The 24844-nt window shown below is 66.0% G+C and carries 26 protein-coding genes; 17 read left to right on the forward strand and 9 right to left on the reverse strand.

Annotation, left to right across the window (positions count from 1 at the left end):
* Positions 1–136: 136 nt before the first annotated feature.
* The 5 genes from ccoN to AC0WR5_RS01740 all read left to right on the forward strand — a co-directional run bounded on the left by ccoN (position 137) and on the right by AC0WR5_RS01740 (position 4603).
* Positions 137–1741, forward strand: a complete 1605-nt coding sequence (gene ccoN / locus AC0WR5_RS01720; RefSeq protein WP_475866371.1) for a cytochrome-c oxidase, cbb3-type subunit I — start codon at positions 137–139, stop codon at positions 1739–1741.
* A gap of 12 nt (positions 1742–1753) precedes the next feature.
* Complete coding sequence (gene ccoO / locus AC0WR5_RS01725) at positions 1754–2479, forward strand: cytochrome-c oxidase, cbb3-type subunit II (protein WP_475866373.1); 726 nt, start codon at positions 1754–1756, stop codon at positions 2477–2479.
* Between the two features lie 12 nt (positions 2480–2491).
* Positions 2492–2683 carry a cbb3-type cytochrome c oxidase subunit 3 gene (locus AC0WR5_RS01730; RefSeq protein WP_475866375.1) on the forward strand — a complete coding sequence of 64 codons (192 nt, stop codon included), beginning with the start codon at positions 2492–2494 and terminating at the stop codon, positions 2681–2683.
* A gap of 5 nt (positions 2684–2688) precedes the next feature.
* Positions 2689–3549, forward strand: a complete 861-nt coding sequence (gene ccoP, locus AC0WR5_RS01735) for a cytochrome-c oxidase, cbb3-type subunit III (protein WP_475866377.1) — start codon at positions 2689–2691, stop codon at positions 3547–3549.
* A 319-nt stretch (positions 3550–3868) separates the two neighbouring features.
* On the forward strand, positions 3869–4603 hold the full coding sequence (locus AC0WR5_RS01740) for a hypothetical protein (RefSeq protein ID WP_475866379.1): 735 nt from the start codon (positions 3869–3871) through the stop codon (positions 4601–4603).
* Positions 4604–4708: 105 nt separating this feature from the next.
* Here AC0WR5_RS01740 and AC0WR5_RS01745 read toward each other — a convergent pair whose 3' ends face one another.
* Positions 4709–4909, reverse strand: coding sequence for a hypothetical protein (locus tag AC0WR5_RS01745; RefSeq protein ID WP_475866380.1), 201 nt, complete (start codon positions 4907–4909; stop codon positions 4709–4711).
* Positions 4910–4913: 4 nt separating this feature from the next.
* The gene (locus tag AC0WR5_RS01750) at positions 4914–5063 is read right to left on the reverse strand and encodes a hypothetical protein (RefSeq protein ID WP_475866381.1); all 150 of its coding nucleotides are present in this window, start codon (positions 5061–5063) and stop codon (positions 4914–4916) included.
* Positions 5064–5212: 149 nt separating this feature from the next.
* Between AC0WR5_RS01750 and AC0WR5_RS01755 the strand changes: the two genes are divergently transcribed.
* The 5 genes from AC0WR5_RS01755 (at position 5213) to ccoS (ending at position 10722) form a co-directional block, all read left to right on the forward strand.
* Entirely contained in the window at positions 5213–6109 is an 897-nt protein-coding gene (locus AC0WR5_RS01755; RefSeq protein ID WP_475866382.1) for a LysR family transcriptional regulator, read from the forward strand.
* Positions 6110–6321: 212 nt separating this feature from the next.
* The gene (gene ccoG, locus AC0WR5_RS01760; RefSeq protein ID WP_475866384.1) at positions 6322–7875 is read left to right on the forward strand and encodes a cytochrome c oxidase accessory protein CcoG; all 1554 of its coding nucleotides are present in this window, start codon (positions 6322–6324) and stop codon (positions 7873–7875) included.
* Complete coding sequence (locus AC0WR5_RS01765; RefSeq protein WP_475866386.1) at positions 7875–8363, forward strand: FixH family protein; 489 nt, start codon at positions 7875–7877, stop codon at positions 8361–8363. Before ccoG ends, AC0WR5_RS01765 begins: the two co-directional genes overlap by 1 nt.
* 15 nt (positions 8364–8378) lie before the next feature.
* Entirely contained in the window at positions 8379–10556 is a 2178-nt protein-coding gene (locus AC0WR5_RS01770; protein WP_475866388.1) for a heavy metal translocating P-type ATPase, read from the forward strand.
* Positions 10557–10560: 4 nt separating this feature from the next.
* Positions 10561–10722 carry a cbb3-type cytochrome oxidase assembly protein CcoS gene (gene ccoS / locus AC0WR5_RS01775; protein ID WP_475866390.1) on the forward strand — a complete coding sequence of 54 codons (162 nt, stop codon included), beginning with the start codon at positions 10561–10563 and terminating at the stop codon, positions 10720–10722.
* A gap of 79 nt (positions 10723–10801) precedes the next feature.
* Here ccoS and AC0WR5_RS01780 read toward each other — a convergent pair whose 3' ends face one another.
* Both AC0WR5_RS01780 and AC0WR5_RS01785 read right to left on the reverse strand, forming a co-directional pair.
* Positions 10802–12322 carry a D-alanyl-D-alanine carboxypeptidase family protein gene (locus AC0WR5_RS01780; RefSeq protein WP_475868860.1) on the reverse strand — a complete coding sequence of 507 codons (1521 nt, stop codon included), beginning with the start codon at positions 12320–12322 and terminating at the stop codon, positions 10802–10804.
* Positions 12323–12688: 366 nt separating this feature from the next.
* Complete coding sequence (locus AC0WR5_RS01785) at positions 12689–13405, reverse strand: HAD family hydrolase (protein ID WP_475866391.1); 717 nt, start codon at positions 13403–13405, stop codon at positions 12689–12691.
* 130 nt (positions 13406–13535) lie between these two features.
* On the opposite strand from AC0WR5_RS01785, the gene clpS reads away from it, so the two are divergent.
* From clpS to AC0WR5_RS01810, 5 genes are all read left to right on the forward strand, one after another.
* Positions 13536–13853: an ATP-dependent Clp protease adapter ClpS gene (clpS, locus tag AC0WR5_RS01790; protein ID WP_475866393.1), complete on the forward strand. Its 318-nt coding sequence runs from the start codon at positions 13536–13538 to the stop codon at positions 13851–13853.
* A gap of 7 nt (positions 13854–13860) precedes the next feature.
* The gene (locus AC0WR5_RS01795; RefSeq protein WP_475866395.1) at positions 13861–14877 is read left to right on the forward strand and encodes a class I SAM-dependent methyltransferase; all 1017 of its coding nucleotides are present in this window, start codon (positions 13861–13863) and stop codon (positions 14875–14877) included.
* 38 nt (positions 14878–14915) lie between these two features.
* Entirely contained in the window at positions 14916–15716 is an 801-nt protein-coding gene (locus AC0WR5_RS01800) for an SDR family NAD(P)-dependent oxidoreductase (RefSeq protein ID WP_475866397.1), read from the forward strand.
* A 94-nt stretch (positions 15717–15810) separates the two neighbouring features.
* The gene (gene hemF, locus AC0WR5_RS01805) at positions 15811–16740 is read left to right on the forward strand and encodes an oxygen-dependent coproporphyrinogen oxidase (RefSeq protein ID WP_475866399.1); all 930 of its coding nucleotides are present in this window, start codon (positions 15811–15813) and stop codon (positions 16738–16740) included.
* Positions 16741–16934: 194 nt separating this feature from the next.
* Complete coding sequence (locus AC0WR5_RS01810) at positions 16935–17780, forward strand: YihY/virulence factor BrkB family protein (protein ID WP_475866401.1); 846 nt, start codon at positions 16935–16937, stop codon at positions 17778–17780.
* 21 nt (positions 17781–17801) lie between these two features.
* On the opposite strand, the gene hemE is transcribed toward AC0WR5_RS01810, so the two are convergent.
* Positions 17802–18845, reverse strand: a complete 1044-nt coding sequence (gene hemE, locus AC0WR5_RS01815; protein ID WP_475866403.1) for a uroporphyrinogen decarboxylase — start codon at positions 18843–18845, stop codon at positions 17802–17804.
* Positions 18846–19040: 195 nt separating this feature from the next.
* Here hemE and hemC point away from each other — a divergent pair, with 195 nt between their 5' ends.
* Entirely contained in the window at positions 19041–19991 is a 951-nt protein-coding gene (hemC, locus tag AC0WR5_RS01820) for a hydroxymethylbilane synthase (protein ID WP_475866405.1), read from the forward strand.
* 28 nt (positions 19992–20019) lie between these two features.
* Here the strand turns inward: hemC and AC0WR5_RS01825 are convergent, their stop codons facing one another.
* The 3 genes from AC0WR5_RS01825 to AC0WR5_RS01835 form a co-directional block, all read right to left on the reverse strand.
* Positions 20020–20505, reverse strand: a complete 486-nt coding sequence (locus AC0WR5_RS01825) for a hypothetical protein (protein WP_475866406.1) — start codon at positions 20503–20505, stop codon at positions 20020–20022.
* Positions 20502–20999 carry an RNA pyrophosphohydrolase gene (locus AC0WR5_RS01830; protein ID WP_475866408.1) on the reverse strand — a complete coding sequence of 166 codons (498 nt, stop codon included), beginning with the start codon at positions 20997–20999 and terminating at the stop codon, positions 20502–20504. The genes AC0WR5_RS01825 and AC0WR5_RS01830 overlap by 4 nt, the downstream gene beginning before the upstream one ends.
* A gap of 146 nt (positions 21000–21145) precedes the next feature.
* Positions 21146–22042 (reverse strand): LysR substrate-binding domain-containing protein, encoded by an 897-nt coding sequence (locus AC0WR5_RS01835; RefSeq protein ID WP_475866409.1) that lies wholly within the window; start codon positions 22040–22042, stop codon positions 21146–21148.
* 108 nt (positions 22043–22150) lie between these two features.
* Between AC0WR5_RS01835 and AC0WR5_RS01840 the strand changes: the two genes are divergently transcribed.
* Positions 22151–23377 carry an acyl-CoA dehydrogenase gene (locus AC0WR5_RS01840; RefSeq protein ID WP_475866411.1) on the forward strand — a complete coding sequence of 409 codons (1227 nt, stop codon included), beginning with the start codon at positions 22151–22153 and terminating at the stop codon, positions 23375–23377.
* 60 nt (positions 23378–23437) lie between these two features.
* Here AC0WR5_RS01840 and AC0WR5_RS01845 read toward each other — a convergent pair whose 3' ends face one another.
* On the reverse strand, positions 23438–24649 hold the full coding sequence (locus AC0WR5_RS01845) for a chloride channel protein (protein ID WP_475866413.1): 1212 nt from the start codon (positions 24647–24649) through the stop codon (positions 23438–23440).
* Positions 24650–24844: the final 195 nt, after the last annotated feature.

The raw sequence follows: 24844 nt of genomic DNA on the forward strand, positions 1-24844 counted from the left end.
GTCAATCAACGCATGAACCGCTGTTGATACAGATCAAGGCATTGGCTACCCGTGGCAGCAATAAGCAAGCCTGTCACAATTTCTTGATGCGGAGAGGGGGATACCCCTCCGGGCGGGACGGACAAAGGGACGCGAAATGATAAACGCAACCAAGCTGATCGTACTTGGGTTGATTACGCTGCTGGCGGCCATTGCCGTCAACTATGCACGCGATACGGCCTATATGGTGAACTTCTTTCTAGTGATGGTCATCTCTGCCGGTCTTTTCATCTGGGTGCTGCGGGGCACCGACGATGATGTGCAACCAATTGATTACTCAGGCGAATACATGGATGGTGTGATTCGCTTTGGCGTGGTCGCCACCGCCTTCTGGGCCATTGTCGGCTTCCTTGCCGGGGTTTTCATCGCCTTCCAGCTGGCTTTTCCCGAGCTCAACTTCGGCTGGGCCGAAGGGTACATGAACTTTGGTCGCCTGCGCCCGTTGCACACGTCGGCGGTGATCTTTGCATTCGGCGGAAACGCGCTGATCGCGACCTCGTTCTATGTGGTCCAGCGCACCTCGGCTGCACGCCTCTGGGGCGGAAATCTCGCCTGGTTCGTGTTCTGGGGGTACAATCTTTTCATCGTCATGGCGGCGCTGAGCTATGTTCTGGGCGCCTCTCAGTCGAAAGAATATGCCGAGCCGGAGTGGTACATCGACATCTGGCTGACGATCGTCTGGGTGGCCTACCTGGCGGTGTTCTTGGGCACGATCATCAAGCGCAAGGAGCCGCACATCTATGTGGCGAACTGGTTCTACCTGGCTTTTATCGTCACGATTGCAATGCTGCATATCGTCAACAACCTTGCGGTGCCGGTGAGCATCTGGGGCAGCAAGTCGGTGTCGGCCTTTGCCGGCGTGCAGGACGCCATGACCCAGTGGTGGTACGGCCACAACGCCGTGGGCTTCTTCCTGACCGCAGGCTTCCTGGGCATGATGTACTACTTCGTGCCCAAGCAGGCCGGCCGCCCGGTCTATTCCTACAAGCTGTCGATCATCCACTTCTGGGCGCTGATCTTCCTCTACATCTGGGCCGGTCCGCACCACCTGCACTACACCGCGCTGCCCGACTGGGCCTCGACGCTGGGCATGGTGTTCTCGATCATCCTGTGGATGCCCTCCTGGGGCGGCATGATCAACGGCCTGATGACCCTCTCTGGGGCCTGGGACAAGCTGCGCACCGACCCGGTGATCCGGATGATGGTGATCGCCATCGGCTTCTACGGCATGTCGACCTTCGAAGGCCCGATGATGTCGATCCGCGCCGTGAACTCCCTGTCGCACTACACCGACTGGACCATCGGCCACGTGCACTCCGGTGCCCTCGGCTGGAACGGCATGATCACCTTCGGCGCCCTCTACTTCCTGGTGCCCAAGCTCTGGGCGCGGGAAAGGCTCTACAGCCTCTCGATGGTGTCCTGGCACTTCTGGCTCGCCACCATCGGGATCGTTCTCTACGCCGCCTCCATGTGGGTGTCGGGGATCATGCAGGGCCTGATGTGGCGTGAAACCGATGCCAACGGCTTCCTGGTGAACTCCTTTGCCGACAGCGTTGCTGCCGCCCACCCGATGTACATCGTGCGTGGCCTCGGCGGGACGATGTACCTCGTCGGCGGGATCATCATGGTCATCAACCTCTACCTGACCGTCAAACGGTCGCCGGCCATCGAGACGTCCGACGGCCTGGTCCCGGCAGAATAAGGAACCGAAATCATGGGTATCCTGGACAAACACAAGTTCATCGAGAAGAACGCCACCCTGCTTCTGGCCGGTTCCTTCTTCGTGGTGACGATCGGCGGCATCGTCGAGATCGCGCCGCTGTTCTACCTGGAAAACACCATCGAGGATGTTCAGGGCATGCGCCCCTATTCCCCGCTGGAGCTGACGGGGCGCAACATCTACGTGCGTGAGGGCTGCTATCTCTGCCACAGCCAGATGATCCGGCCGATGCGTGACGAGGTGGAACGCTACGGGCACTACTCTCTGGCAGCAGAGTCGATGTACGACCACCCGTTCCAGTGGGGGTCGAAACGGACCGGGCCGGATCTGGCCCGGGTCGGCGGGCGCTACTCCGACGAATGGCACGTGGATCACCTGAGCGATCCCGAGAGCGTGGTGCCGGAATCGGTGATGCCGAAATATGCCTTCCTGAAGGACCGGATGATCGACGGCGAATACGTCGAGGACGTGATGAAGGCCAATGCGGTGGTCGGCGTGCCCTATACGCAGGAGATGCTGGACGAGGCGCAGAACGACTTCTACGCCCAGGTCGATCCCTACGGCGACATCGACGGGCTGCTGGTGCGCTATCCCAAGGCGCAGGTCCGCAATTTCGACGGCGAACCGGGCATTTCCGAGATGGACGCCCTGATCGCCTATCTGCAGATGCTCGGGACGCTGGTCGATTTCTCGACCTTCATTCCCGACGCCAGCCGGTAAGGGAGGCCCGCCATGGATACCTACTCGCTGACACGGCTCTTTGCAGACAGCTGGATGCTGCTGGCGATGTTCATGTTCTTCGCCGGCGTGGTCCTCTGGGTGTTCCGCCCGGGCGCGAGCAAGACCTATCGCGACACGGCCAGCATTCCGTTCCGCCATGAAACCAAGCCCGCCGAGGCGAAACGCTCCGAGAAGGAGGCGTAAGGGATATGAGTGAAGATCTTAAAGAAAAATATGGCACGACGGGCCATTCCTGGGACGGCATCGAAGAGCTGAACACCCCCATGCCGCGGTGGTGGCTATGGGTGTTCTACGCCACGATCATCTTCGGTGTCATCTACACGATCCTCTACCCGGCCTGGCCTCTGGTCTCCAAGGCGACGCCGGGGGTGCTGGGCTTTTCGACCCGCGCCGAGGTGCAGCAGGACATCGACCGGGCAAACGCGGCCAATGCCCAGATCAACGAGCAGCTGGCCTCGGTGCCGCTGGACGAGATCGCCTCGGATCCGGAGCTGAACCAGTACGCGGTGTCCGCGGGGGCTGCGGTCTTCAAGACCTGGTGCGCGCAGTGCCACGGGTCCGGCGCGGCCGGTGCGGTGGGCTATCCCAACCTGCTGGACGACGACTGGCTCTGGGGCGGCACGATCGAGGACATCCACTATACCGTCACCCACGGCATCCGGAACGAGGATGACATGGATGCCCGCTACAGCCAGATGCCCGCCTTCGGCACCGATGAGCTGCTGGACGACGAGCAGATCGACGCCGTGGTCAACTACGTGATGTCGCTGTCGGGCGAGCCGCAGGATGCGAGCCTGGTGGAAGAGGGATCGGTGGTCTTCTCCGAGAACTGCGCAAGCTGCCACGGCGAGGCCGGGACCGGCGACCGCGATCAGGGCGCGCCGAACCTGACCGACGCGATCTGGCTCTATGGCGGTGACTTCGACACGCTGCACGAAACCGTCAGCGGTGCGCGCTTTGGCGTGATGCCGACCTGGGCGCCGCGCCTGAGCGAGGCCCAGATCCGCGCCGTCGCCACCTATGTGCACCAATTGGGCGGGGGCGAGTAAGTTCCCGTCAAAAGAGATCCCCGCCTGTTGCCGCAGGCGGGGTTCGCACCGGCCGGCTCGTCCTGTTCGCGCGTTTCCTGAGCTGGCCGGTGCACCAATAATCCACATTTTCGGTACATCTTTTCAAGGGCCAACCGTCTGACGGCGCGACCCTTTTCGTGTCTGTGCGTACAATTTACTGCCCGGAAAAACTCTCAAATGGCGCGTGCAACACCGGCTGTGCAACTTTTCCGCACCGAAATGTATGCAATCCGGTTGACGACTCTTCACAACCTCCATCTGAATGTTAACCAACAGTTAACTTTTCGGAGATGTCCCCTTGAAACGCACAGTCCCTTCCCTCTCCGCGATTGCACTCATGGTCATGGGCGCCGCAGGTGCCGCCCATGCCGATACCGGTTTCGACTCGATCTGCCAGGCTTCCGGCTCCGACCGCGCCGAGCTGACCCGGAGCGCCAAGGCCTTCTTTGTCGGGGGCCCGCTGTCGGAGGTGACGGAGGCATTCGGAGCCGATTGGACGGTCATGGGCCCGACCACCTTCGAGACCTATTACGATGCTGCCGGCAACCCGCATCAGAACAACGGCGTGCTGACCCACCTGGCCGCCTTCCAGGACTGCGTGAGCGGTGGCAACAGCACCCAGTTCTTCGTGGTCTTCGAAGCCGAGAACGACAAGATCACCAATGCCGCCGTGGAGATCAGCTATGACGACAGCGATTTCACCGCCCGCGGCGAAGTGCTGAACTGGCGTCGTTACAACAGCGATCCGACGCTGATCGCCGCCGTGCGAGACGTTCTGGGCGCCGAGGCCGACAAGGCCGAAGTGGAAGAGACCATGGCCGCCGCGGGCCTGGTGCCGCAGACCGCGAGCTGCTCTGGCCAGGACGCCAATGTGGCGCTCTATGTCAGCCCGGATTATCCCGAAGAGTCGATGGCGGCGCGCCTGGGCAGCAATGCCCGCGCCGAGGATCACCTGACCGTGGCTGCACGTTTCGATGCCTCGGGCGAGATGATCGAGCTGATGCCGGCCGCGGCCCTCTGCCAGACAAGCTGATCGGACGGCTGATCGGGCGCGGCCCGGGCATGGGCCGCAGCCACGACTGGACCGACACGACAAAAACCCCCGCCCGGGCCATGGGCGGGGGTTCATGGTGTCAGGTCACGGGGTGAACCAGTCCACCATGTCTTGCCAGAGGCTGCGGGGGGCGCGGCGCGGGCGTGCGGCCCGCAGGCGCATTGGCACCCGGTCGTTGTAGGGGCGGCCATCGGGGTGGCGGCCCCGGGCGTCCAGATCCGTCGGTGCCAGATCCTGCGCCCGGTCCCGGAGCATGTCCCGGGGACGATAGAGGATCGGGTCCATCGTATCAGTCCCTGGGGGCAGGGTTGGCGATGCGCCGCTCGGGTGCCTGCAGGCGCGGGCGCGGCTCGGCATCGTGCTGCGGGTTGCGGCGCGGGCCATGCGCCATGTCGGTCATGCTGGCGGTGCGGAAGAGCTCTGCGAAAATGTTGATCATGTCCGTTCTCCTTGGCTTGGGGCGATGCGAGGCGCTGAACCCAGTGGTGTGTTTGGCGCCGCATATCGCGTTCTGATTGACAAGAGGTTTACGCCAGCGCGGCAAATTCCCCTATTCAGGAAGATTCAACCCATGTTAGCCTGGCTTACATGGTTAACTGGACATCCCTCCCCCCGCTGAGCGCATTGCGCGCCCTGGCCGCTCTCGGTGAAACGGGCACTACCGTCGAAGCAGGCGCGCGCCTGAACGTCAGCCATGCTGCCATAAGCCAGCAATTGAAGGCGCTGGAGGCGCATCTGGGGGTGCCCCTTGTGGCGCGGGGCGGACGGCAGCTCTCTCTGACCGAGGAGGGGCGGCAGCTGGCCGATGCCGTGCTGGGCGGTATGTCGGCCATTGAAGCTGTGATTGAACGGCTGACCGGGCTGCGCGATGACAGGCCCCTGACCGTGACTGCCACGCCGGCCTTCGCCTCTTCCTGGCTGATGCCGCGGCTGGCGGATTTCCAGCGGCGTCACCCGGGGTTGTCGCTGATGCTCGACCCGACGCCGGTGCTGCAGGAGATCGGGCCGAACGGGGCCGACTTTGGGCTGCGCTATGGCGCGGGCCAGTGGCCGGGGCTCGAGGCGGAATTGCTCCTGGATACGCCGATTGCCATCGTGGCGGCGCCGGACCTGGTGGGCGATTGCGGCGAGATCGCGCCCGGTGACCTGACCGGCTATCACTGGCTACAGGAGCTGGGCACCAACGAGGCCAGTGAGTTCCTGGAATGGCACGGGCGGGAACTCGACCGTTCGAAGGGCGTGACCTCGCTGCCGGGCAACCTGATGCTGGATGCGGCGCGCGATGGCCGCGGGGTGGCCGTGATCGCGCGGGCCTTCGTCGAGGCGGACCTGGCCGCGGGGCGGCTGCGGCTGCTCTACGAGGACAGTCGCAAGAAGGGCTACTACCTGGTCTGGAACCCGACGCACCTGCGCCCGGTGGCGCGCGACTTCCGCGCCTGGGTGCGCGGACAGGGGCGACAGGGTGCCGCAGTCACCGACGCGTGAGACAATGCGCGGTTGCGCGACGGCCCTGTTTGGCTAACCGCCGGGGAACAGGGGATTTCATTCCATTTCAGGAGGGTGACGCCGCGTTGCGGCAACATATGCGGCAGAATAGATAGGTAACGAATGTCGCAATTGATACAGGTCAAGGTTTCGCTAGGGTGGTGCTGCCAGAACGACTTTTGACCCCAGCCAAGCATAAGCGAGTCAAGCCCGTGTCAGTTACCGAACCAGAACCGCTCTACGAGGCGCGCGAACCGATCTTTCCGCGCCGTGTCTCGGGCAAATTCCGCAACCTGAAATGGGTCATCATGGCGGTGACCCTGGGGATCTACTACCTGATGCCCTGGATCCGCTGGGACCGCGGGCCGGAGCTGCCGGATCAGGCGGTGCTGGTGGACCTGGCGAACCGCCGGTTCTTCTTCTTCTGGATCGAGATCTGGCCGCATGAATTCTACTTCATCGCGGGGCTGCTGGTGATGGCGGGGCTGGGGCTGTTCCTGTTCACCTCGGCCCTGGGGCGGGTCTGGTGCGGGTATACCTGCCCGCAGACCGTCTGGACCGATCTCTTCATCCTGGTGGAGCGCTGGATCGAGGGCGACCGCAATGCCCGCCTGCGCCTGCACCGGCAGAAGAAATGGGATGCGCGCAAGGTGCGCCTGCGGCTGACCAAATGGACCGCCTGGTTCCTGATCGGGCTGGCCACCGGGGGCGCCTGGGTCTTCTACTTTGCCGATGCGCCGACGCTGCTGGTCGACCTGCTGACGGGGCAGGCCGCCGCCGTGGCCTATATCACCGTGCTGGTGCTGACGCTGACCACCTTTACCTTTGGCGGTTTTGCCCGCGAGCAGATCTGCATCTATGCCTGCCCCTGGCCGCGGATCCAGGCGGCGATGATGGACGAGGACACGATCACCGTGGCCTATCGCGAATGGCGTGGCGAGCCGCGGGGCAAGCATCGTCGCCGCAAGGAAATGCAGGAAAAGGCCGATGCCGCCACCGCCACGCAGCGCGCAGCCGGACCAAAGGTCGAGGCGCCGCAGGTGCCCTTCGTGCCGATGCCGGGCATGCCCAAGGGCGTGGGCGGGGCGATCCCCGAGAAGGAGACGCTGGGCGACTGCATCGACTGCAACGCCTGCGTCAACGTCTGCCCGATGGGAATCGACATCCGCGACGGTCAGCAACTTGCCTGCATCACCTGCGCGCTCTGCATCGATGCCTGCGACGACGTGATGGCCAAGATCGGTAAGCCGCGCGGGTTGATCGACTACATGGCGCTGACCGACGAGCAGGCCGAGCGCGCCGGAAAGGAACCGCGCAACATCTGGCGTCACGTCTTCCGTCCTCGGACCCTCGTCTATACCACGATGTGGTCGCTGGTGGGCGTGGGCCTGGTGGTGGCCCTGCTGATCCGCGGCGACATCGACATGACCGTCGCGCCGGTGCGCAATCCGACCTACATCACCATGTCCGACGGCTCGATCCGCAACGTCTACGACGTGCGCCTGCGCAACAAGCATGGCGAAGAACGGCCATTTCAGCTTAGTGTGGACCCGGCGACAGGGCTGACCGTCGAGGTCGAGGGCAGCCCGGACAACGTGGTGCCGGTGCCGGCCGATACCGCATGGCTGGCCCGCGTCTACGTGGTGGCGCCGGCAGACAGCGCCCCGGCCGAGGCCGAGGCGACCGATTTCCTCCTGACGGTGGAGGATACGCTGAGCGGCGAGACCGCGAGCAAGGAAACCGTGTTCAACGGGAGGGCCCATTGATGGTCGATACACAGGAAACACCACCGGGGCGGGGCGGCTTTCGCCTGAACGGCTGGCATGTGCTGGGCATTTTCGTGGGCGCCTTCGCGGTGATCATCACGGTCAACGTGATCATGGCCACCAAGGCGATCACCACCTTCCCGGGTCTGGAGGTCAAGAATTCCTATGTCGCCAGCCAGGAGTTCGACCGGCGGCTGGCCGATCAGCAGCGCCTGGGCTGGACGATCTATGCCGATGACGTGGACAGCATGGTGCACCTGACGATCACCGATCCCGAGGGCAACCCGGTGCGTGCCAAGGAGCTGTCGGCCATCATCGGGCGCACCACCCGCGCCGCCGACGATACCTCTCCGGTCTTTGCCTGGAACGTCGATCATTACGAGGCGCCGCTGACCCTGGGGGGGGGCAAGTGGATCGTGCGGGTGACCGCGATTGCCGAGGACGGCACGGAGTTCATCCAGCGCATCAACCTGCACGTGGAACATTGAACCGGAGCGAGGCAGATGGCTGAAACCGTACCGATCGCTGCCTGTCCGGCCTGTATCGCGGCCCCCTCGGCCGAGGAGATCGCCGCGCGCAACCTGAAGGACGCGACGCTGGTGCTCTCGGTGCCCGGCATCCATTGCGCGGCCTGCATCGACACGGTGGAACGTGCCCTGAAACGGCAGCCCGGCGTCAGGGATGCCCGGGTCAACCTGACGCTGAAACGCGCACAGGTGAAGGCCGCGCCCGGTGTCGAGGCCGGCGATCTCGTGCAGGCGGTCGAGGCGGCGGGCTACGAGGCGCATGAGCTTGATGCCGGCACCATTGCCGCCACCGCGACCGACAAGGCGGGCCGCGACCTGCTGATGCGGCTGGCGGTGGCGGGATTCGCCGCGATGAACGTCATGCTGCTGTCGGTCTCGGTCTGGTCCGGGGCGGATGCGGCGACGCGCGACATGTTCCACTGGATCAGCGCGGCGATCACCCTGCCGGCCATTGCCTTTTGTGCGCAGCCCTTCTTCCGCAATGCCTGGAAGGCGCTGCGGGCGGGGCACCTGAACATGGACGTGCCGATCTCGCTCGCGATCCTTCTGGCGCTGGTGACATCGCTCTGGGAAACCGCCCTCTCGGGCGAGGAGGCCTATTTCGACGCGGCGCTGACGCTGACCTTCTTCCTGCTGGCGGGCCGTTACCTCGACCACCGCACCCGGGCCGTGGCGCGATCCGCGGCCGAGGAGCTGGCCGCGCTCGAGGTGCCGCGGGCCATCGTGCTGCGGGACGGCGCCGAGGTGCAGCTGCCCATCGCGGAAGTTGCCGTGGGCGACCTGGTCCTGGTGCGGCCGGGCGGGCGGATGCCGGTGGACGGCGAGATCATCGAGGGGGCCTCGGAGCTGGATCGCAGCCTGCTGACCGGCGAGACGCTGCCGGTGGCGGCGCATCCCGGGCAGCGGGTGAGCGCGGGCGAAGTGAACCTGACCGGGCCGCTGACCGTGCGGGCCAGCGCCGTGGGGCGCGACAGCTCGCTGGCGCGGATGGCCGACCTTGTCGCCATCGCCGAGAGCGGGCGCTCGCGCTATACCTCGCTGGCAGACCGCGCCGCGAAACTCTATGCGCCGGGGGTGCATATCCTGGCTGGGCTGAGCTTTGTCGGCTGGTTCCTCTATACCGGTGACGTGCGCGTGGCGCTGAACATCGCCGCTGCGGTGCTGATCATAACCTGCCCGTGCGCGCTGGGCCTTGCGGTGCCGGCGGTGACCACCGCGGCCTCTGGCCGGCTGTTCCGGCGCGGCATGCTGATCAAGCACGAGACGGCTCTGGAGCGGCTGGCGCTGGTGGATACCGTCGTCTTCGACAAGACCGGCACGCTGACGGCGGGCACGCCCGAGCCGGTGAACCTCGACGACTTCGACGCGCCGACGCTGGCGCTCGCTCTGGCGCTGGCCGAGGGATCGGCACATCCGCTGAGCGCCGCGCTGACACGGGCACTGCGCGCGCGGGGCATCGCCCCGGCGGCGGTGATGGAGCTGCGCGAGGTGCCGGGATACGGCACCGAGGGGCAGCTGGACGCAACGCGGGTGCGCCTGGGGCGGGCGGAATGGACCGGCGGAATTGCGGGAGAGGCCACCGCGGCCTGGCTGCAGGTCGGAGAGGCTCCGGGCCGCGCCCTGACATTCGCCGACAGCCTGCGGCCAGGCGCTGAAGAGGCCGTTGCCGCCCTGCTGAAGGCCGGCCGCCGGGTGGTGCTGATCTCGGGCGATACCGAGGGCGCGGTGCGGACGCTGGCCGCGCGGCTGGGCATCGAGGATTGGACCGCGGGGGCACTGCCCGGCGACAAGGCAGCGCGAATCGGCGCGTTGCAGGAGGCCGGGGCAAAGGTGCTGATGGTGGGCGACGGGCTGAACGACACGGCTGCGCTGACTTCCGCCGACGTCAGCATTTCGCCCGCTTCGGCACTGGACGCTGCGCGGGTTGCCTCCGATATCGTATTGCTGGGCGGCGACCTGTCGCCCATTCCCGAGGCCCTGACGACGGCCTCTCGCGCGACCCGGCGCATCCGTGAAAACTTCCGCATAGCGACCTTCTACAACGTGATCGCCGTGCCGCTGGCGGTTGCGGGGCTCTGTTCCCCGCTGATCGCGGCCCTGGCCATGTCGGCCAGCTCGATCACGGTGTCGCTGAACGCACTACGGCTGAGGTAGCAAAATGGAAGTACTGGCCTGGCTCATTCCGATCTCGCTGTTCCTCGGGGGACTGGGGCTGGTGTTCTTCGTCATCACGGTTCGCACGAACCAGTACGATGACCCCGAAGGCAACAGCCAGCGGATCCTCTCGGATCAATGGGACAACCACCCGAAGGCGGACTGATCGCCAAGGTGGTGATGATGCAAAGGAAAAGGGCGCCCCGTCGAGGGCGCCCTTTCTTGTTCGGGATATCCGGCCGCGATCAGGTGTCGGGGCCGATCATGAAGCAGGTCATGTTGCGCGCGTTCATGCGCTGGCAGGTGCGATCGGCGGCATCATGCGTGAGGCCGGTGAAATTGGCGTCGAAGCCGGTCTTGCCACGCACCACCGAGCGGTCGGCGCCCTCCAGCGTCTCGATCTCGGAGAGGGCGGTGGTGAGCAGCACGCGCTCTGCCGCGCCCTGGGAACCGTAGCGGCCGACGTTGACGCCCCAGAGCGTGTCCGTCGTGGCGCTCATCCGGGTGACGAGATCGGGATCAGCGGGCGCTGCGGCCTCTGCCACCGCGGGGGCGGCGCTGGCCGTGGCCGCGGCGGGGGCGGCATTGGTGTTGGCGGGCGCCGCCTTGGGGAATTGCGCCAGCAGGTCGCTGGGCCGCGCCACCGGCTTGATCCGGGTATAGGACGAGACCGGGGGCTTGGGCGCCGGCGCGGTCTGCAGCGCGGCCATCAGCACCTCGTCCGAAATGGGCGAGCCGGCCTCGGCCTGCTCCTGCGGGCTGGGGGGCACATCCTGGTCACCTTCGGCGATACCGGGGATGGGCTCGGCCTCGGCCACCACGAAGGGCTCGGTGCCGGGGCGCGCGGCCGGGCGCAGTGAGGTTCTCGGCGCACGCACCATGTTGTTGGACTTGCCGGCCATCAGCAGCGGATCGGAGGGCGCATAGTTCGGTTTCGGCGGCTTGATGGTGCGGGCATTGGCCGGCGCACGCTGGAAACCGATGTCCAGCAGCTCGGCCATGCGCTTGTTCCGCCAGGGCGTGGACTGACCGCCGAAGACGACACCGATGATCCGCACGTTGCCGCGTTCGGCCGAGGCCACCAGGTTGAACCCGGAGGCGCGGGTATAGCCGGTCTTGATCCCGTCGGCGCCGCGATAGGCGGCCAGGAACTTGCGGTTGGTGTTGTAGACGGTGGTGCCGCCGGCATCGGTCGAGCGCCGCGAGAAGATGTTGTAGTACTGCGGGTAGTCGAAGAAGAGGTGACGGCCCATGGTGCCCATGTCGCGGGCCGACGACAGGTGCCCGTCCGCAGTCAGGCCGTTGGCGTTGACGAAATGCGACTTCGTCATGCCCAGGGCCTTTGCGGTGCGGTTCATACGGGCGGCAAAGGCGCTCTCGGAGCCCTCGATTGCCTCGCCGATGGCAGTGGCGGCGTCATTGGCCGATTTCACCGCGGCGGCACGGATCAGGTAGCGCAGCTTGATGCGCTGTCCCTGGCGCAGGCCCAGCTTGGAGGGCGGTTCCGAAGCGGCGTTGGCCGAGACCGTCACCATCGAATCCAGGGAGATTTCGCCGTTTTCGACCGCCTCGAAGGCGATGTAGAGCGTCATCATCTTGGTCAGTGAGGCCGGGTGCAGCCGGGCGTCGGCATTGCGGGATCGGAGGATCTCTCCGGTCCGGGCATCCATCACCAGCTCTGCATAGGGGGCCGCGCGTCCCGGCACCGCTGCCAGGGCGATGAACACAAGGATCAGTACTGCCGGGATCAGCCCACGAAGAAGCATGCGCTTCTGCGAGGGCAGGAAAATCTGCCGCTCAACCACGTCTCTCACCTTTGCCTCGTCCCGCCGAGGGAGTTCGACGGATCTGCCTCTGTGCCGCCGGTTATCCGACTGACAATTTTGTTGACGGCACGATAGCACAGGGGGCGTTTTCCGCAAAGCCCCTGAAACCCCTTGTATCACAGGGCTTTGTAAGGACTTCTTAACGCTTGGCACATGTGGTGATGTCCGGGCGGCCACATACAAGACCGGCCAATGGTCCGGTACAATTTCCGCGGCAGCCGTGGCGCGCGCGCAACGCCTGGCGGCGAAATTCGCGTCGTTTCCTTGCCGCGATGCCCTTGTTTTGCGGGCCAGGGGTGGAGCCGCTCAGCCGCCGATCTCCTCCAGCAGGGCGGAAAACTGCCCAAGATCGGGAATCTCGCGGAAGCGGAGGGCATCGGCGCTGCCCTCGGCGGGGGCGTCGGCGTGCTCCAGGGCCCAGACACGGCCATGGGGCACGAAGATTCCCCAGCCGCCGGCCCCGATCACGGGCAGCACGTCGGACTTCATCGAATTTCCCACCATCAGCGCCTGCGCGGCGCCCTCGCCGTGACGGGCAAAGATCCGTTCGTAGACGGGGGTGGTCTTGTCCGAGACGATCTCGACCCCGTCGAAGAGATCCCCGAGGCCCGATTGCGCCAGCTTGCGCTCCTGATCGAGCAGGTCGCCCTTGGTGATCAGCAGCACGCGGTGGCTGCCGGCGACCGATTCGACGGCCTCGCGCGCATGGGGCAGCAGCTCGATCGGATGCGAGAGCATCTCCTGGCCGGCTTCGACAATCTGGCGGATGACGGCGGCGGGCACGCGCTCCTCGGTGACCTCGATCGCGGTCTCGATCATTGAGAGGGTGAAGCCCTTTACCCCGAATCCGTAGTGCCCGAGGTTGCGCCGCTCGGCCGCCAGCAGGCGCCCCTCGAGGTGATCGCGTTCGGAAAAATCACGCAGAAGTTCGACGAATCGCTCCTGGGTAAGCTCGAAGAAACGCTCGTTGTGCCACAATGTGTCATCCGCATCGAAGGCGATTGTCGTGATTTTTTGCGTCATTTCCGCGAAGCCTTTTCCGTCGGGGCCTTCCATGGCAAGCTGGGAACGTTATATAGAACGCTCCGACCCCGAAACACCAGATTGCCCCGATGGGCAGATGAGCGCGATGACGAACCTGCGGCCAATACTCATGACGAACAAGGATGACGACGACGGCGATGCATCCATCGTCGTCGAGACGCGGCCGAAAACGAAACGGCCGCCGCTCTACAAGGTCCTTCTGCTGAACGACGATTACACTCCGATGGAATTCGTGGTGATGGTTCTGGAACAATTCTTCCACATGAACCACGCACAGGCCTTCGAGATCATGTTGACGGTTCACAAGAAGGGCGTCGCGGTGGTTGGCGTGTTCAGCCACGAGATTGCGGAGACCAAGGTGGCGCAGGTGATGGATTTCGCCCGCAAGCACCAGCATCCGCTGCAATGCACCATGGAAAAGGAATAGGCGCCGCATGACAGCTGCGCGTTTGCCGCTCGCCCTCGACGGGGGCGGCCTGACCCTGCCCGAAGAGGGCCGGATTGCCGTTCTTGCACCGCGCGAGGGGGCCGACCTGTCGGCGCTGCCCATGCCGCGCGTGCAGGTGATCACCGGTTTCCGCCCCGACTTCGATCATTTCAAAACGCTTGGATACGATTGCGCCGTGACGCCCGAGGGCGATTTCGCGGCCGTGCTCGTCTGCATGACCCGGGCCAAGGCCGAGGCGCGTGCCCTGGTGGCCCAGGCGGTGACCCTGACGGACGGCCCGGTGATCCTGGACGGCCAGAAGGACGACGGCATCGACAGCATGCTGAAGGAATGCCGCAAGCGCGCCACGGTCACCGGCCCGGTGAACAAGGCGCATGGCAAGCTCTTCTGGTTCAGCGCCCATGATGACGGCTGCGCCTTTGCCGACTGGGCCGGTCGGCCCGGAGAGGTTGCCGGCGGTTATGTCACCGCGCCGGGGGTCTTCTCGGCCGACGGGATCGATCCGGCTTCGGCCATGCTGGTCGAGGCGTTGCAGGGTGCCAAGCTGAAGGGCCGCGTGGCGGATCTTGGCGCCGGCTGGGGCTATCTCTCGGCGGAGCTGCTGAAGGCGCACGAGGCTGTGCGCGCGCTGGAGCTGGTCGAGGCCGATCACGCTGCGCTGGACTGTGCGCGGCGCAACGTGAGCGATGCACGTGCTTCCTTCACCTGGGCCGATGCCCGCGGCTGGCGCCCGGCCGAGGCCCTGGACGCAGTGGTGATGAACCCGCCGTTCCATACCGCCCGCAGTGCCGATCCGGACCTGGGTCGCGCCTTCATCCGGGCGGCGGCCGGCGCAGTGAAGCCCTCGGGGCGGCTTTTTCTGGTGGCGAACCGGCATCTGGGCTACGAAACGACGATGACCGAGCTGTTTCGCCACGTGCGCGAGATCGCCGGCAACGGCAGTTTCAAGGTGCTGACCGGCGAGGGACCGCTGCGTCAGACGGGCCGGAAACCGGGCCGCTAGAAACATCTGATGGCCAGGGGACGGCCAGGGAGATTTGCATGAGTTTTTCAATCGCGGGCAAGACGGCCATCGTGACCGGTGCCGCTCATGGCATCGGTCTGGCCATTGGCAAGCTGTTTGCCGACAAGGGCGCCAACGTGATGTTCGCCGACATGGACGAGGAACGGCTGAAGGAAGAGCTGGGCGATGCGGTGGAGGATGGCAACATCCGCTATTTTTCCGGCGACCTGCGCGAGAAGCTGACCATCGCCAACCTGCTCTCGGCCACGATCGATGCCTTCGACCAGGTGGATATCCTGGTGAACGCCTCGCGGCAGGTGGTGGTCTCGGATCCGCTGAACCCCGACGACGACGCGGTGGAGGCGATGCTGCAGCAGAACCTGATCACCGCGCTGCGGGTCAGCCAGACCATTGCCAAGCGGATGATCAAGCAGAGCGAGGGCGAGACCGAGGGCCAGGCCGGCGCGATCGTGAACCTGTCGTCGATCGCCGCCCGGCGGACCCACCCGGACCTGATGGCCTTCTCCGTCTCGACCGCGGCGCTTGACCAGATGACCCGCAGCCTGGCGGTGGCGCTTGCGCCCTATCGCATCCGGGTGAACGCCGTGGCCTTCGGCTCGGTGATGTCCTCGAGCCTGAAGGCGACGCTGAAGGACAACCGCGATTTCCGCGAGGACATCGAGGATCACACGCCGCTGAACCGCATTGCCCCTCCGGGCGAGCTGGCCGAGGCGGTGCAATACCTGGTCTGCGAGGCCTCGAGCTTCATGACCGGACAGATCATGACGGTGGACGGCGGGCGCACCCTGTTGGACCCGGTTGCGGCACCTGCGCACTGAGGGCGTTCTGACGGCGCCCGTGGCGGGCCGGGCAGGGGGCGCTGCCCCCATCGCGCGCGGCGCGATTCCCCCGGACGTATTTGTGGAAAGATGAATGAAGGAGCCCGCCATGGCGGATACGGCCACGACGATGGAAGCGGAGAAGGCGCAGGCAAGCGCCTGGTTCCGGGAGTTGCGGGATCGGATCGTGGCGGCCTTCGAAGGGCTGGAAGATGCCCAATCCGAGGGGCCCCTCTCCGACATGGCGCCCGGCCGTTTCGAGGTGACAGAGACGAAGCGCGCCAGCGAGGACGGCAGCGAGGACGGCAGCGATGCCGGCGGCGGGCTGATGAGCGTGATGCGCGGTGGCCGCGTCTTCGAGAAGGTGGGCGTGAACGTCTCGACCGTGCATGGGGTGCTGGGCGAGGCCGCGCAGGCCAGCATGGCCGCGCGCAAGGGCCTGCCGGGGATGAAGGATGATCCGCGCTTCTGGGCCAGCGGCATTTCCCTGGTGGCGCATATGCAGAACCCCCATGCGCCGGCGGTGCACATGAACACGCGGATGTTCTGGACCCCGCATGGCTGGTGGTTCGGTGGCGGGTCCGACCTGAACCCCTGCATCGAATATGCCGAGGATACCGCCCATTTCCACGCCGTGCAGAAGGCACATTGCGACCGCCACGACCCGGCTTTCTATCCGCGGTTCAAGGCCTGGGCGGACGAGTATTTCTATATTCCCCACCGCAAGCGCGCGCGCGGTGTCGGCGGGATCTTCCTCGACGATCACTGCTCGGGCGACTGGCACGCGGATTTCGCCTTCATCCGCGACGTGGGCCAGGCCTTCCTGCCGGCCTATCAGCCGCTGGTCGACAAGCGGCGGGAGACGGTGTGGAGCGAGGCCGACAAGGAGGCGCAGCTGGTGCACCGGGGCCTCTATGCGGAATACAACCTGGTCTATGACCGGGGCACGAAATTCGGGCTGCAAACCGGCCATGATGCCAACGCGGTGCTGATGTCGCTGCCGCCGCTGGCAAAGTGGATCTGACCGCCCGGGCCCGGCCCCCTTGTGGACCGCGGCGGTGGTGAGCGGGATGACGATGCGCGCGCGACAGGCTGTCGCGGTGCAGGAATGCAGCGCCCCCGGCGGAAATGCCTCGCGGAGGGGCGCCATCGCTTTTATCCGGAGGCGAGGCGGGTAGAGTCCCTTCGAACGCGTTCGCAGAAGGATCTCGCACAGGCATGAAGATGATGTTCCAGATCATCACGGCGGTGATCCGTCAGATCGGGCAGGTCAACATGACCCTGATCTCGGCCGGCGTCGCCTTCTACAGCATGCTGGCGATGTTTCCTGCGCTGGCCGCGCTGATCTCGCTCTGGGGGCTGTTCTCGGATCCGGACGTGGTGCTGGAAGAGCTGCAGCTGCTGCAGGACATCATGCCCGATTCCGTGTTCAACATCGTCGAGGCGCAAGTGATCGCGCTGAGCTCGAACACCACCACGCTGACCTGGACCAGCGTGATTTCCCTCGGCCTTGCGCTCTGGTCCTCGCGGTCGGGCGTGGCGGGGATGATCCTGGGGCTGAACCTGATCCACGGATCGAACCGGCGTGGCAGCGTGCTGCACTATCTCTTTGCCATCGTGATCACCGTTGCCCTGATCGGGGTGGGGATCATCGCCCTGGCCTCGGTCGTGATCATCCCGCTGATCCTCAGCTTCGTGCCGCTGCACGGGCTCTCGGCCTTGCTGGTGCAGGCGGCGCAATGGGGCGCGGCCCTGGGGGCGATCTTTGTCGGGCTGACCCTGATCTATCGCTATGGCCCGAACCAGAAGGGCAACGACCGCGACGGCTGGCTGACCTGGGGGGCGGTTCTCGTGGCTTCGCTCTGGGGTCTGGTCTCGTTCGGCTTCTCGGTCTACCTGGCGAATTTCTCGAACTACAACCAGGTCTACGGTTCTCTTGGGGCGGCGGTGGCCATGCTGCTCTGGCTCTACGTCTCGGCCTTCCTGGCGCTGCTCGGCGGATCGTTGAACGTTCAGATCAAGCGCCGGCGCATGCTCGACAATGCCATGGAGGGGCTGCCCTGAGGGCAGCCACCCGGGTACGGCTCAGTCCGCCGGCGCCATGGCGCGGACGGTGTCGATCATCAGCTGCACGTTTTCCGGGTCGGCGTCCGGCGTGATGCCATGGCCCAGGTTGAAGATATGCGGCCCGCCACGGAAGGCCTCGACGATCCGGCGCGTCTCGGCCACCAGGGCCTCGCCACCCGTTACCATGTGCGACGACGCCAGGTTGCCCTGCACGCAGCCGTCGGCCTGTACATTTGCGGCAGCCCATTCCGGGGCGACGGAATTGTCGAGCGCCACGCAGTCGGCGCCTGTTGCACGCGCAAAGCCGACGTATTTCTCGCCCGCCTCACGCGGGAAGGCGATGACCGGCAGGCCAGGGTGGCGCGCCTTCAGCTCGGCGATGATGCGTTTCGCGGGCTCTAGTGCATAGCGGTCGAAATCCTCGCCAGAGAGCGATCCGGCCCAGCTGTCGAAGAGCTTGACGCATTCGGCGCCGGCCTCGACCTGCTTCGACAGGTATTCGATCGTGCCCTCGGTCAGCCGCTCCAGCAGCGCTTCGAAGAGCGCGCGGTTCTCGGCCTTGAGCGCATGGGCCGGGCCCTGATCGGGCGTGCCGCGGCCGGCGATCATGTAGGTGGCCACGGTCCAGGGTGCACCGGCGAAACCGATCAGCGCGGTCTCCTCCGGCAGCTCCCGCGCCAGGATCTTCACCGTCTCGTAGATCGGCGAGAGCACCTCGTGCACCTCCGACGCGGGCTTCAGCGCGTCGAAATCGCCCTGGGTGGTCACGGTGGACAGGCGCGGCCCCTCGCCGGTGACGAACCAAAGGTCGGCCCCGAGCGCCTGGGGCAGCAGCAGGATGTCGGCAAAGAGGATCGCCGCGTCGAAACCATAGCGGCGGATCGGCTGAAGCGTCACCTCGGCGGCCAGTTCGGGGTTGTAGCAGAGCGACAGGAAGTCCCCGGCCTGCGCGCGGGTGGCGCGATATTCCGTCAGGTAACGGCCCGCCTGGCGCATCATCCAGATCGGCGGCACCGGCAGGGTCTCGCCGCGAAGGGCGCGGAGCAGGGTCTTGTCGGTCATGGGCTGCCTCTCACTCTGGGTCGCCCAACTGGTCGCGTCAGGGGCGCCGAATGTCAAGCGAACCGCTCCTGAAACCTGCGCGCCCCTGGCTGTTTCCCTGTTGGAAATATCCCCGCCGGAGGCTGGCGCGGGCCTGCCCGCGACAATTGGCGCGGCCCCTTGCCAGAAGTCGGAGGGCGCAATAGAGCTTGGCCCATGACACAGCCTCTTCCCACCCCCGCAGATCCGCTGAAGATCGGCACCCGTGGCTCTCCGCTGGCGCTGGCACAGGCCCATGAAACCCGCGACCGCCTGGCCGCCGCATTCGACCTGCCGCAGGCGGCCTTCGAGGTCGTGCCCATGCAGACCACCGGCGACCGGATCCAGAACAAGGCGCTGCGCGAAGTGGGGGGCAAGGGGCTCTTCACCCGCGAGATCGAGGAGGCGATGCTCTCGGGCGAAATCGACATCGCCGTACACTCGATGAAGGACATGCCCGTGGAACAGCCCGCGGGTCTGGTCCTCGATTGCTACCTGCCGCGCGAGGACGTGCGCGATGCCTTCGTGTCCCGTCGTTTCGCCAGCCTTGCAGATGTGCCCGAGGGCGCGACCATGGGCACCTCGAGCCTGCGCCGGCGGGCGCAGCTGCTGGTGCGGCGACCCGACCTGAAGGTGGTGGAGTTTCGCGGCAATCTGCAGACCCGTCTGCGCAAGCTCGACGAGGCGGTGGCCGATGCGACCTTCCTGGCCATGGCAGGGCTGAACCGCATGGGCCTGGCCGAAGTGGCGCAATCGGCGCTCTCTCCCGGCGAGATGCTGCCGGCGGTGGCCCAGGGCGCCATCGGCGTGGAAAGACGCAGCGACGATGCCCGCGTGGCGATGATGCTGGAGGCCATCCACGATGGCGTGACGGCCGAGCGCCTGGCGGCGGAACGGGCCTTCCTCGCGGCACTCGACGGCTCCTGTGAAACGCCGATCGCCGGCCTGGCAGAGCTGGACGGCGGCACGCTGCGCCTGCGTGGCGAGGTGCTGCGGCCCGATGGGTCGGAGGCGCTGTCAGATGATCGCACGGCCGCCGTCGAGGACGGGGCCGAGCTGGGCCGGGCCATGGCGCGCGACCTGCTGGCGCGCGCGGGCGAGGGCTTCTTCGACTGGCGCCAGGGGTGATCCCGGCGCCAGGCGCGGATCGCGGCGCCTACTCGGCGCTGCAGCCATCCTGCTGGCAGCTGACGACCTGTTGCAGCTGCTCCTCGGTGGGGTCGGCAAAGAGCGAGATCCCGCAGGGATCGACGTAGAGCGTCGGCATTTCGGTCTTGGGATCCTCGGGCAGGACGACGAAGGCCAGCACGTCACCTTCGTCGGGCAGAGTGGCGCAGCTGCCGGCCACGCATTGCAGGATCATCGGGATCGTGCCCTTGACCGGCTGGGTAAAGCCGTTCGGGGTCAGCGCCTTGGCGTCCAGCGTCACGTTCACTTCCAGCTCTTCCGGGTTCTCGGGGTCGACCTCCGGCAGTTGCGGGTTGCCATGGGTCAGGCTGCCGTGAACGATCATCACGTGGTCGTCGGAATCGGCGGCGATGTTGTAGCTGCCCTCGATGGTCGGGGTCAGGCAGCTGAGTGCATTGGCCGGGATGGCAGCCGTACCGAGGGCAACGAGGGCGGCGGGCAGGATGTATTTCACAGGCGATCTCCGAAAAGTTCGAGGACGCGGGCATAGACCGCGTGTTTGAAGGGCACGATGTTGGCCAGCAGATCCTGGGGGGGCATCCACTTCCACTCGACGAACTCGGGGTGCTCGGTGGCGATGTTCACGTCGCTGTCGCTGCCGTGAAAGCGCATCAGCGCCCATTTCTGCTCCTGGCCGCGATACTTGCCGCCCCAGATCCGGCCCACCAGGTCGTCGGGCAGGTCATAGGGGATCCATTCGTCGGTGATGGTCTCGATGGTGACCTTGTCGGCGGTCACGCCGGTCTCTTCCCAGAGCTCGCGCAGGGCAGCCTCTTCGGCGGTTTCGCCCTCGTCGATGCCACCCTGGGGCATCTGCCAGGCATCGCCCTTGAAGTCGTTGCGCTGGCCGGTAAAGACATGGCCCTGATCATTGACGAGCATGACGCCGACGCAGGGACGATAGGGCAATGCCTCGATCTGGTCGCGGGTCAGCAGGGGGTCGGACATGGGGGCCTCCGGATGGCTGTGTCAGGTGATTTGCCGCCATCGTAGACCTATGGCCGGGGAAGGCAAAGCAGCCTTCCGTGATCCCTTTACGCGGGTGCAGGCTGTTTCCGTCCCGCGCCGGCCCGAAAATCGCCCCGGGCCGCCGATCAGGCGTAGATGTCGGCGATTTCGGCCGAGAGCCAGTCGCGGAACCGGGCAAATCCGGGCAGGGCAAGGCTCCGCTCGGGGTAGATCAGCGTATAGGCCTGTCCGGTTTCCAGGACTCGTGGCGAGGCCTGCACCAGCCGGCCCGACTGCAGCGCGCCCCGGGCGATGATCTCCGGCACGAGACCCACGCCGAGGCCCGCGGCGGCGGCGTCGATCACCATGTCGAAATGATCGAACCGGGCGCCGCGCAGGGCCTGTCGCGGGTCGATCCCGGCGGCCCGGAACCAGTCGGGCCAGAGGCTCGGCCGGGTGCTCTGCTGCAACAGCGGCAGGCGCAGCAGCTCGGCATCCGGCAGGGGCGCGGGGCCGGTCAGCCGCGGCGCGCCGACGGCGATCATCTGCTCGTCAAGGAGGTGCAGATGCTGGGCCCCGGTGCTGCGGTGCTGGCTGCGCTGGATGGCAAGATCGAAGGGCTGGCTGTCGAAATCCACCGGCGCCAGGCGCGCCGCCACGTCGAAGCCGGTACCGGGCGCCGCCGCCTGAAACGCTCCGAGGCGCGGGATCAGCCAGCTGCGCCCGAAGCTCGGCAGCACCGCCATGCGCAGCACCGCCTGCTGCCCGGCAAAGGCCATCACCCCGGTGGCCGCCGCATCCAGCCGGTCAAGCAGCGCCACCGCCTCGGGCAGGAAGGACCGACCGGCATCCGAGAGTGTCAGCCGCTGTCTTGCCCGCAGGAAGAGCGCCACGCCCAGGCGGTCCTCCAGTGCGGCGATGGAGCGGCTGACGGCGCTCTGGGTCAGGCCGAGATCGCGGGCCGCGCCAGTGGTGGTGCCTATGCGGGCGCATGCGCAAAAGGCTTCAAGCTCGCCCACCGAAGGTATGTATGGCTTGCGCATCGCTGTCCCGTTTATGCGGAAATCTCATAGCCCTGCCAGAATTACTCGTTAGCGCGGCGCGCGTCCATGGCCTAGTCTGCGGCCAAGATCGCTTTGAGGAGAGACCCGATGGATACCCCCGCCAAGCCGGTTCTGAAGGACAAGGACCGCCCCAACATGTCCAGCTTCAACTGGCAGGATCCCTTCCTGCTCGACGACCAGCTGGAGGAAGAAGAGCGGATGATCCGCGACACCGCCCATGCCTTTGCGCAGGAAAAGCTGATGCCGCGGGTCGAGGACATGTACCTGAACGAGGGCGTCGAGCCGGAGATCTTTGCCGAGATGGGCGAGACGGGCCTGTTGGGCGTGACCGTGCCCGAGGAATACGGCGGCATCGGTGCCGGCTATGTCAGCTATGGCCTTGTCGCGCGCGAGGTCGAGCGGGTCGATTCGGGCTATCGCTCGATGATGTCGGTGCAAAGCTCGCTGGTGATGTATCCGATCTATGCCTATGGCAGCGAAGAGCAGCGCAAGAAGTACCTGCCGAAGCTGGCGAGCGGCGAATGGATCGGCTGTTTCGGCCTGACCGAGCCCGATGCGGGCAGCGACCCGGCGGGCATGAAGACCCGAGCCATCAAGACCGAGGGCGGCTATCGCCTGATTGGCTCCAAGATGTGGATCTCCAACGCGCCGATCGCCGATGTCTTCGTGGTCTGGGCCAAGAGCGAGGCCCATGACGGGGCGATCCGTGGTTTTGTCCTGGAGAAGGGCATGAAGGGCCTGAGCGCCCCCAAGGTGGGTGGCAAGCTGTCGCTGCGGGCCTCGATCACCGGCGAGATCGTGATGGACAACGTGGAAGTGAGCGAAGAGGCCCTGTTGCCGCATGTGTCGGGCCTGAAGGGCCCCTTCGGCTGTCTGAACCGGGCGCGTTACGGCATTGCCTGGGGGGTGATGGGGGCTGCGGAAGATTGCTGGTTTCGGGCGCACTCCTATGGCATGGACCGCAAACAGTTCGGCAAGCCGCTGGCACAGATGCAGCTCTACCAGAAGAAACTGGCCGACATGCAGACCGAAATCGCGCTGGGCACCCAGGCGGCACTCCGGGTGGGGCGGCTCTTCGATGCGGCCAAGGCCAGCCCGGAGATGGTCTCGATCATCAAGCGCAACAACTGCGGCAAGGCGCTGGATATCGCGCGCATGGCGCGGGACATGCACGGCGGCAACGGCATCCAGATCGAGTACCAGGTGATGCGCCATGCCGCGAACCTGGAAACGGTGAACACCTACGAGGGCACCCACGACGTGCATGCCCTGATCCTGGGCCGGGCACAGACGGGGCTTCAGGCCTTCTTCTGATCCTTGCAGGATGACCCGTCGAGGGGGCCGGCCGAGAGAGCGCCGGCCCCTTTCTCGTGATCAGTGGGCGGTGCTGTTCGCATCGACAAGCTTGTCGGGCAGGATGCTCAGGAACAGCCAGCCGGCCAGCACGCCGACGCAGATCGGCAGCAGCACCCCGTCTCCCAGCACGAAGATCATCACGGCACCGGCCAGGATCGGCTTCTTCAGGCCGACCGTCGCGGCGCCGGTCATGCCGGCCGCGACGCCGATGGTCGGGTCGATGCCGGGAAAGAGAAAGAGCGTTGCCGCCCCGAGCGCGGCGCCACCGAAGGACAGCGGAAAGATCGCGCCGCCCTTCCAGTGGGCGGAGATGCAGAGCGCGCAGAGCAGCACCTTCGTGCAGCCGAGCAGCAGAAGGATGAAGGGCCCGTTGTCCTGCCCCAGCTGCAGCATGTCGCCGATATGGCTGTGGCCGGAGAAAAGCAGGATCGGGGCGAAGGTACAGATCACGCCCAGGATCACGCCGCCGGTGACCGGGGCCCAGAAATGGCCGGGCATGTAGGTGCCGAAGGCGGATTTCATCCTTGGCACGGTCCAGATGAAGAGCACCCCGACGAGGCCGCCCGCAAGGCCCGGTGCAATGGCGATCAGCGCGTCGCCGGGTTGGGGCGTGATGTTGAACCGCGGCAGGTACATCATCCCGAGAGCGCCCTCGTGCAGGAAATTCGCCGTCCACATGAAGAAGAGCAGGCCCGCGATCCCCGCCAGGAACAGCGTGGCCTTTGGCACCTCGCCCGGGGCTTCGGCCTGCACCGGGCCGGCAATGGGCGAGCCGTAAAAGCCCGCCATGCCGCCGGCCAGTCCGGCCTCGGTCATGGCGCGCTGTTCGGCGGCGGTACGCCCGAGCCGCAGCGCCACGATGGTCGAGAGCTGCAGGGTCAGGGCCACGATCCCCCCCTCGGGCCCGACGACGCCGCCGAAGGCCACGGCAAAGATCGCGCCGAGTGCCGTCCAGAGGGCCTGCCTGCCGCGGTTAGGCTCGGGGTCCTGGGCCTGGGCGATCTCCTCGTCGACGTCGAGGTCGGCGCCCTTCATGATGGTCCAGCCGGTGAGCGCCCCGCCGAGCGTGGTCAGCGGCAGGATGCCCCAGCGGGGGATCTCTATCGTGTGCCAGATCAGGATCTCGAGCTCGATCATCAGCACGTAGACCGCCGCGGCCACTGCGCCGCAGGCCGCGCCCAGCACCACCGATATCACCCCGAGGCGCACGTCTGCTCTCCTGGCTTTCACCGCTGCTCTCTCCCGTTCGTGCGGGCCGCACCTGCCCATCGTCAGGGGTACCTTAGGCGGGCGGTTTCGCCCGTACCAGTGACGCGGATGCCCGGGCGGCCGCTTTTCGGTCGCCGTGTCCGGGGAGTGACGCAGGAGTGCCGCTTAGGAGGGCAGGGCAGGCTTTTCTTATGCCACGGGCTGGGGCAGGATCGC

The organism is Pseudooceanicola sp. DL12 (assembly GCF_056270665.1).

What these genes read in the sequence shown, in the direction of transcription:
- ccoN (WP_475866371.1), top strand. Translation starts at nt 137, where the DNA reads ATGATAAACGCAACCAAGCTGATCGTACTTGGGTTGATTACGCTGCTG.
- ccoO (WP_475866373.1), top strand. Translation starts at nt 1,754, where the DNA reads ATGGGTATCCTGGACAAACACAAGTTCATCGAGAAGAACGCCACCCTG.
- AC0WR5_RS01730 (WP_475866375.1), top strand. Translation starts at nt 2,492, where the DNA reads ATGGATACCTACTCGCTGACACGGCTCTTTGCAGACAGCTGGATGCTG.
- ccoP (WP_475866377.1), top strand. Translation starts at nt 2,689, where the DNA reads ATGAGTGAAGATCTTAAAGAAAAATATGGCACGACGGGCCATTCCTGG.
- AC0WR5_RS01745 (WP_475866380.1), bottom strand. Translation starts at nt 4,909, where the DNA reads ATGGACCCGATCCTCTATCGTCCCCGGGACATGCTCCGGGACCGGGCG.
- AC0WR5_RS01750 (WP_475866381.1), bottom strand. Translation starts at nt 5,063, where the DNA reads ATGATCAACATTTTCGCAGAGCTCTTCCGCACCGCCAGCATGACCGAC.
- AC0WR5_RS01755 (WP_475866382.1), top strand. Translation starts at nt 5,213, where the DNA reads ATGGTTAACTGGACATCCCTCCCCCCGCTGAGCGCATTGCGCGCCCTG.
- AC0WR5_RS01765 (WP_475866386.1), top strand. Translation starts at nt 7,875, where the DNA reads ATGGTCGATACACAGGAAACACCACCGGGGCGGGGCGGCTTTCGCCTG.
- AC0WR5_RS01770 (WP_475866388.1), top strand. Translation starts at nt 8,379, where the DNA reads ATGGCTGAAACCGTACCGATCGCTGCCTGTCCGGCCTGTATCGCGGCC.
- ccoS (WP_475866390.1), top strand. Translation starts at nt 10,561, where the DNA reads ATGGAAGTACTGGCCTGGCTCATTCCGATCTCGCTGTTCCTCGGGGGA.
- AC0WR5_RS01780 (WP_475868860.1), bottom strand. Translation starts at nt 12,322, where the DNA reads ATGCTTCTTCGTGGGCTGATCCCGGCAGTACTGATCCTTGTGTTCATC.
- AC0WR5_RS01785 (WP_475866391.1), bottom strand. Translation starts at nt 13,405, where the DNA reads ATGACGCAAAAAATCACGACAATCGCCTTCGATGCGGATGACACATTG.
- clpS (WP_475866393.1), top strand. Translation starts at nt 13,536, where the DNA reads ATGACGAACAAGGATGACGACGACGGCGATGCATCCATCGTCGTCGAG.
- AC0WR5_RS01795 (WP_475866395.1), top strand. Translation starts at nt 13,861, where the DNA reads ATGACAGCTGCGCGTTTGCCGCTCGCCCTCGACGGGGGCGGCCTGACC.
- AC0WR5_RS01800 (WP_475866397.1), top strand. Translation starts at nt 14,916, where the DNA reads ATGAGTTTTTCAATCGCGGGCAAGACGGCCATCGTGACCGGTGCCGCT.
- hemF (WP_475866399.1), top strand. Translation starts at nt 15,811, where the DNA reads ATGAAGGAGCCCGCCATGGCGGATACGGCCACGACGATGGAAGCGGAG.
- AC0WR5_RS01810 (WP_475866401.1), top strand. Translation starts at nt 16,935, where the DNA reads ATGAAGATGATGTTCCAGATCATCACGGCGGTGATCCGTCAGATCGGG.
- hemE (WP_475866403.1), bottom strand. Translation starts at nt 18,845, where the DNA reads ATGACCGACAAGACCCTGCTCCGCGCCCTTCGCGGCGAGACCCTGCCG.
- hemC (WP_475866405.1), top strand. Translation starts at nt 19,041, where the DNA reads ATGACACAGCCTCTTCCCACCCCCGCAGATCCGCTGAAGATCGGCACC.
- AC0WR5_RS01830 (WP_475866408.1), bottom strand. Translation starts at nt 20,999, where the DNA reads ATGTCCGACCCCCTGCTGACCCGCGACCAGATCGAGGCATTGCCCTAT.
- AC0WR5_RS01835 (WP_475866409.1), bottom strand. Translation starts at nt 22,042, where the DNA reads ATGCGCAAGCCATACATACCTTCGGTGGGCGAGCTTGAAGCCTTTTGC.
- AC0WR5_RS01840 (WP_475866411.1), top strand. Translation starts at nt 22,151, where the DNA reads ATGGATACCCCCGCCAAGCCGGTTCTGAAGGACAAGGACCGCCCCAAC.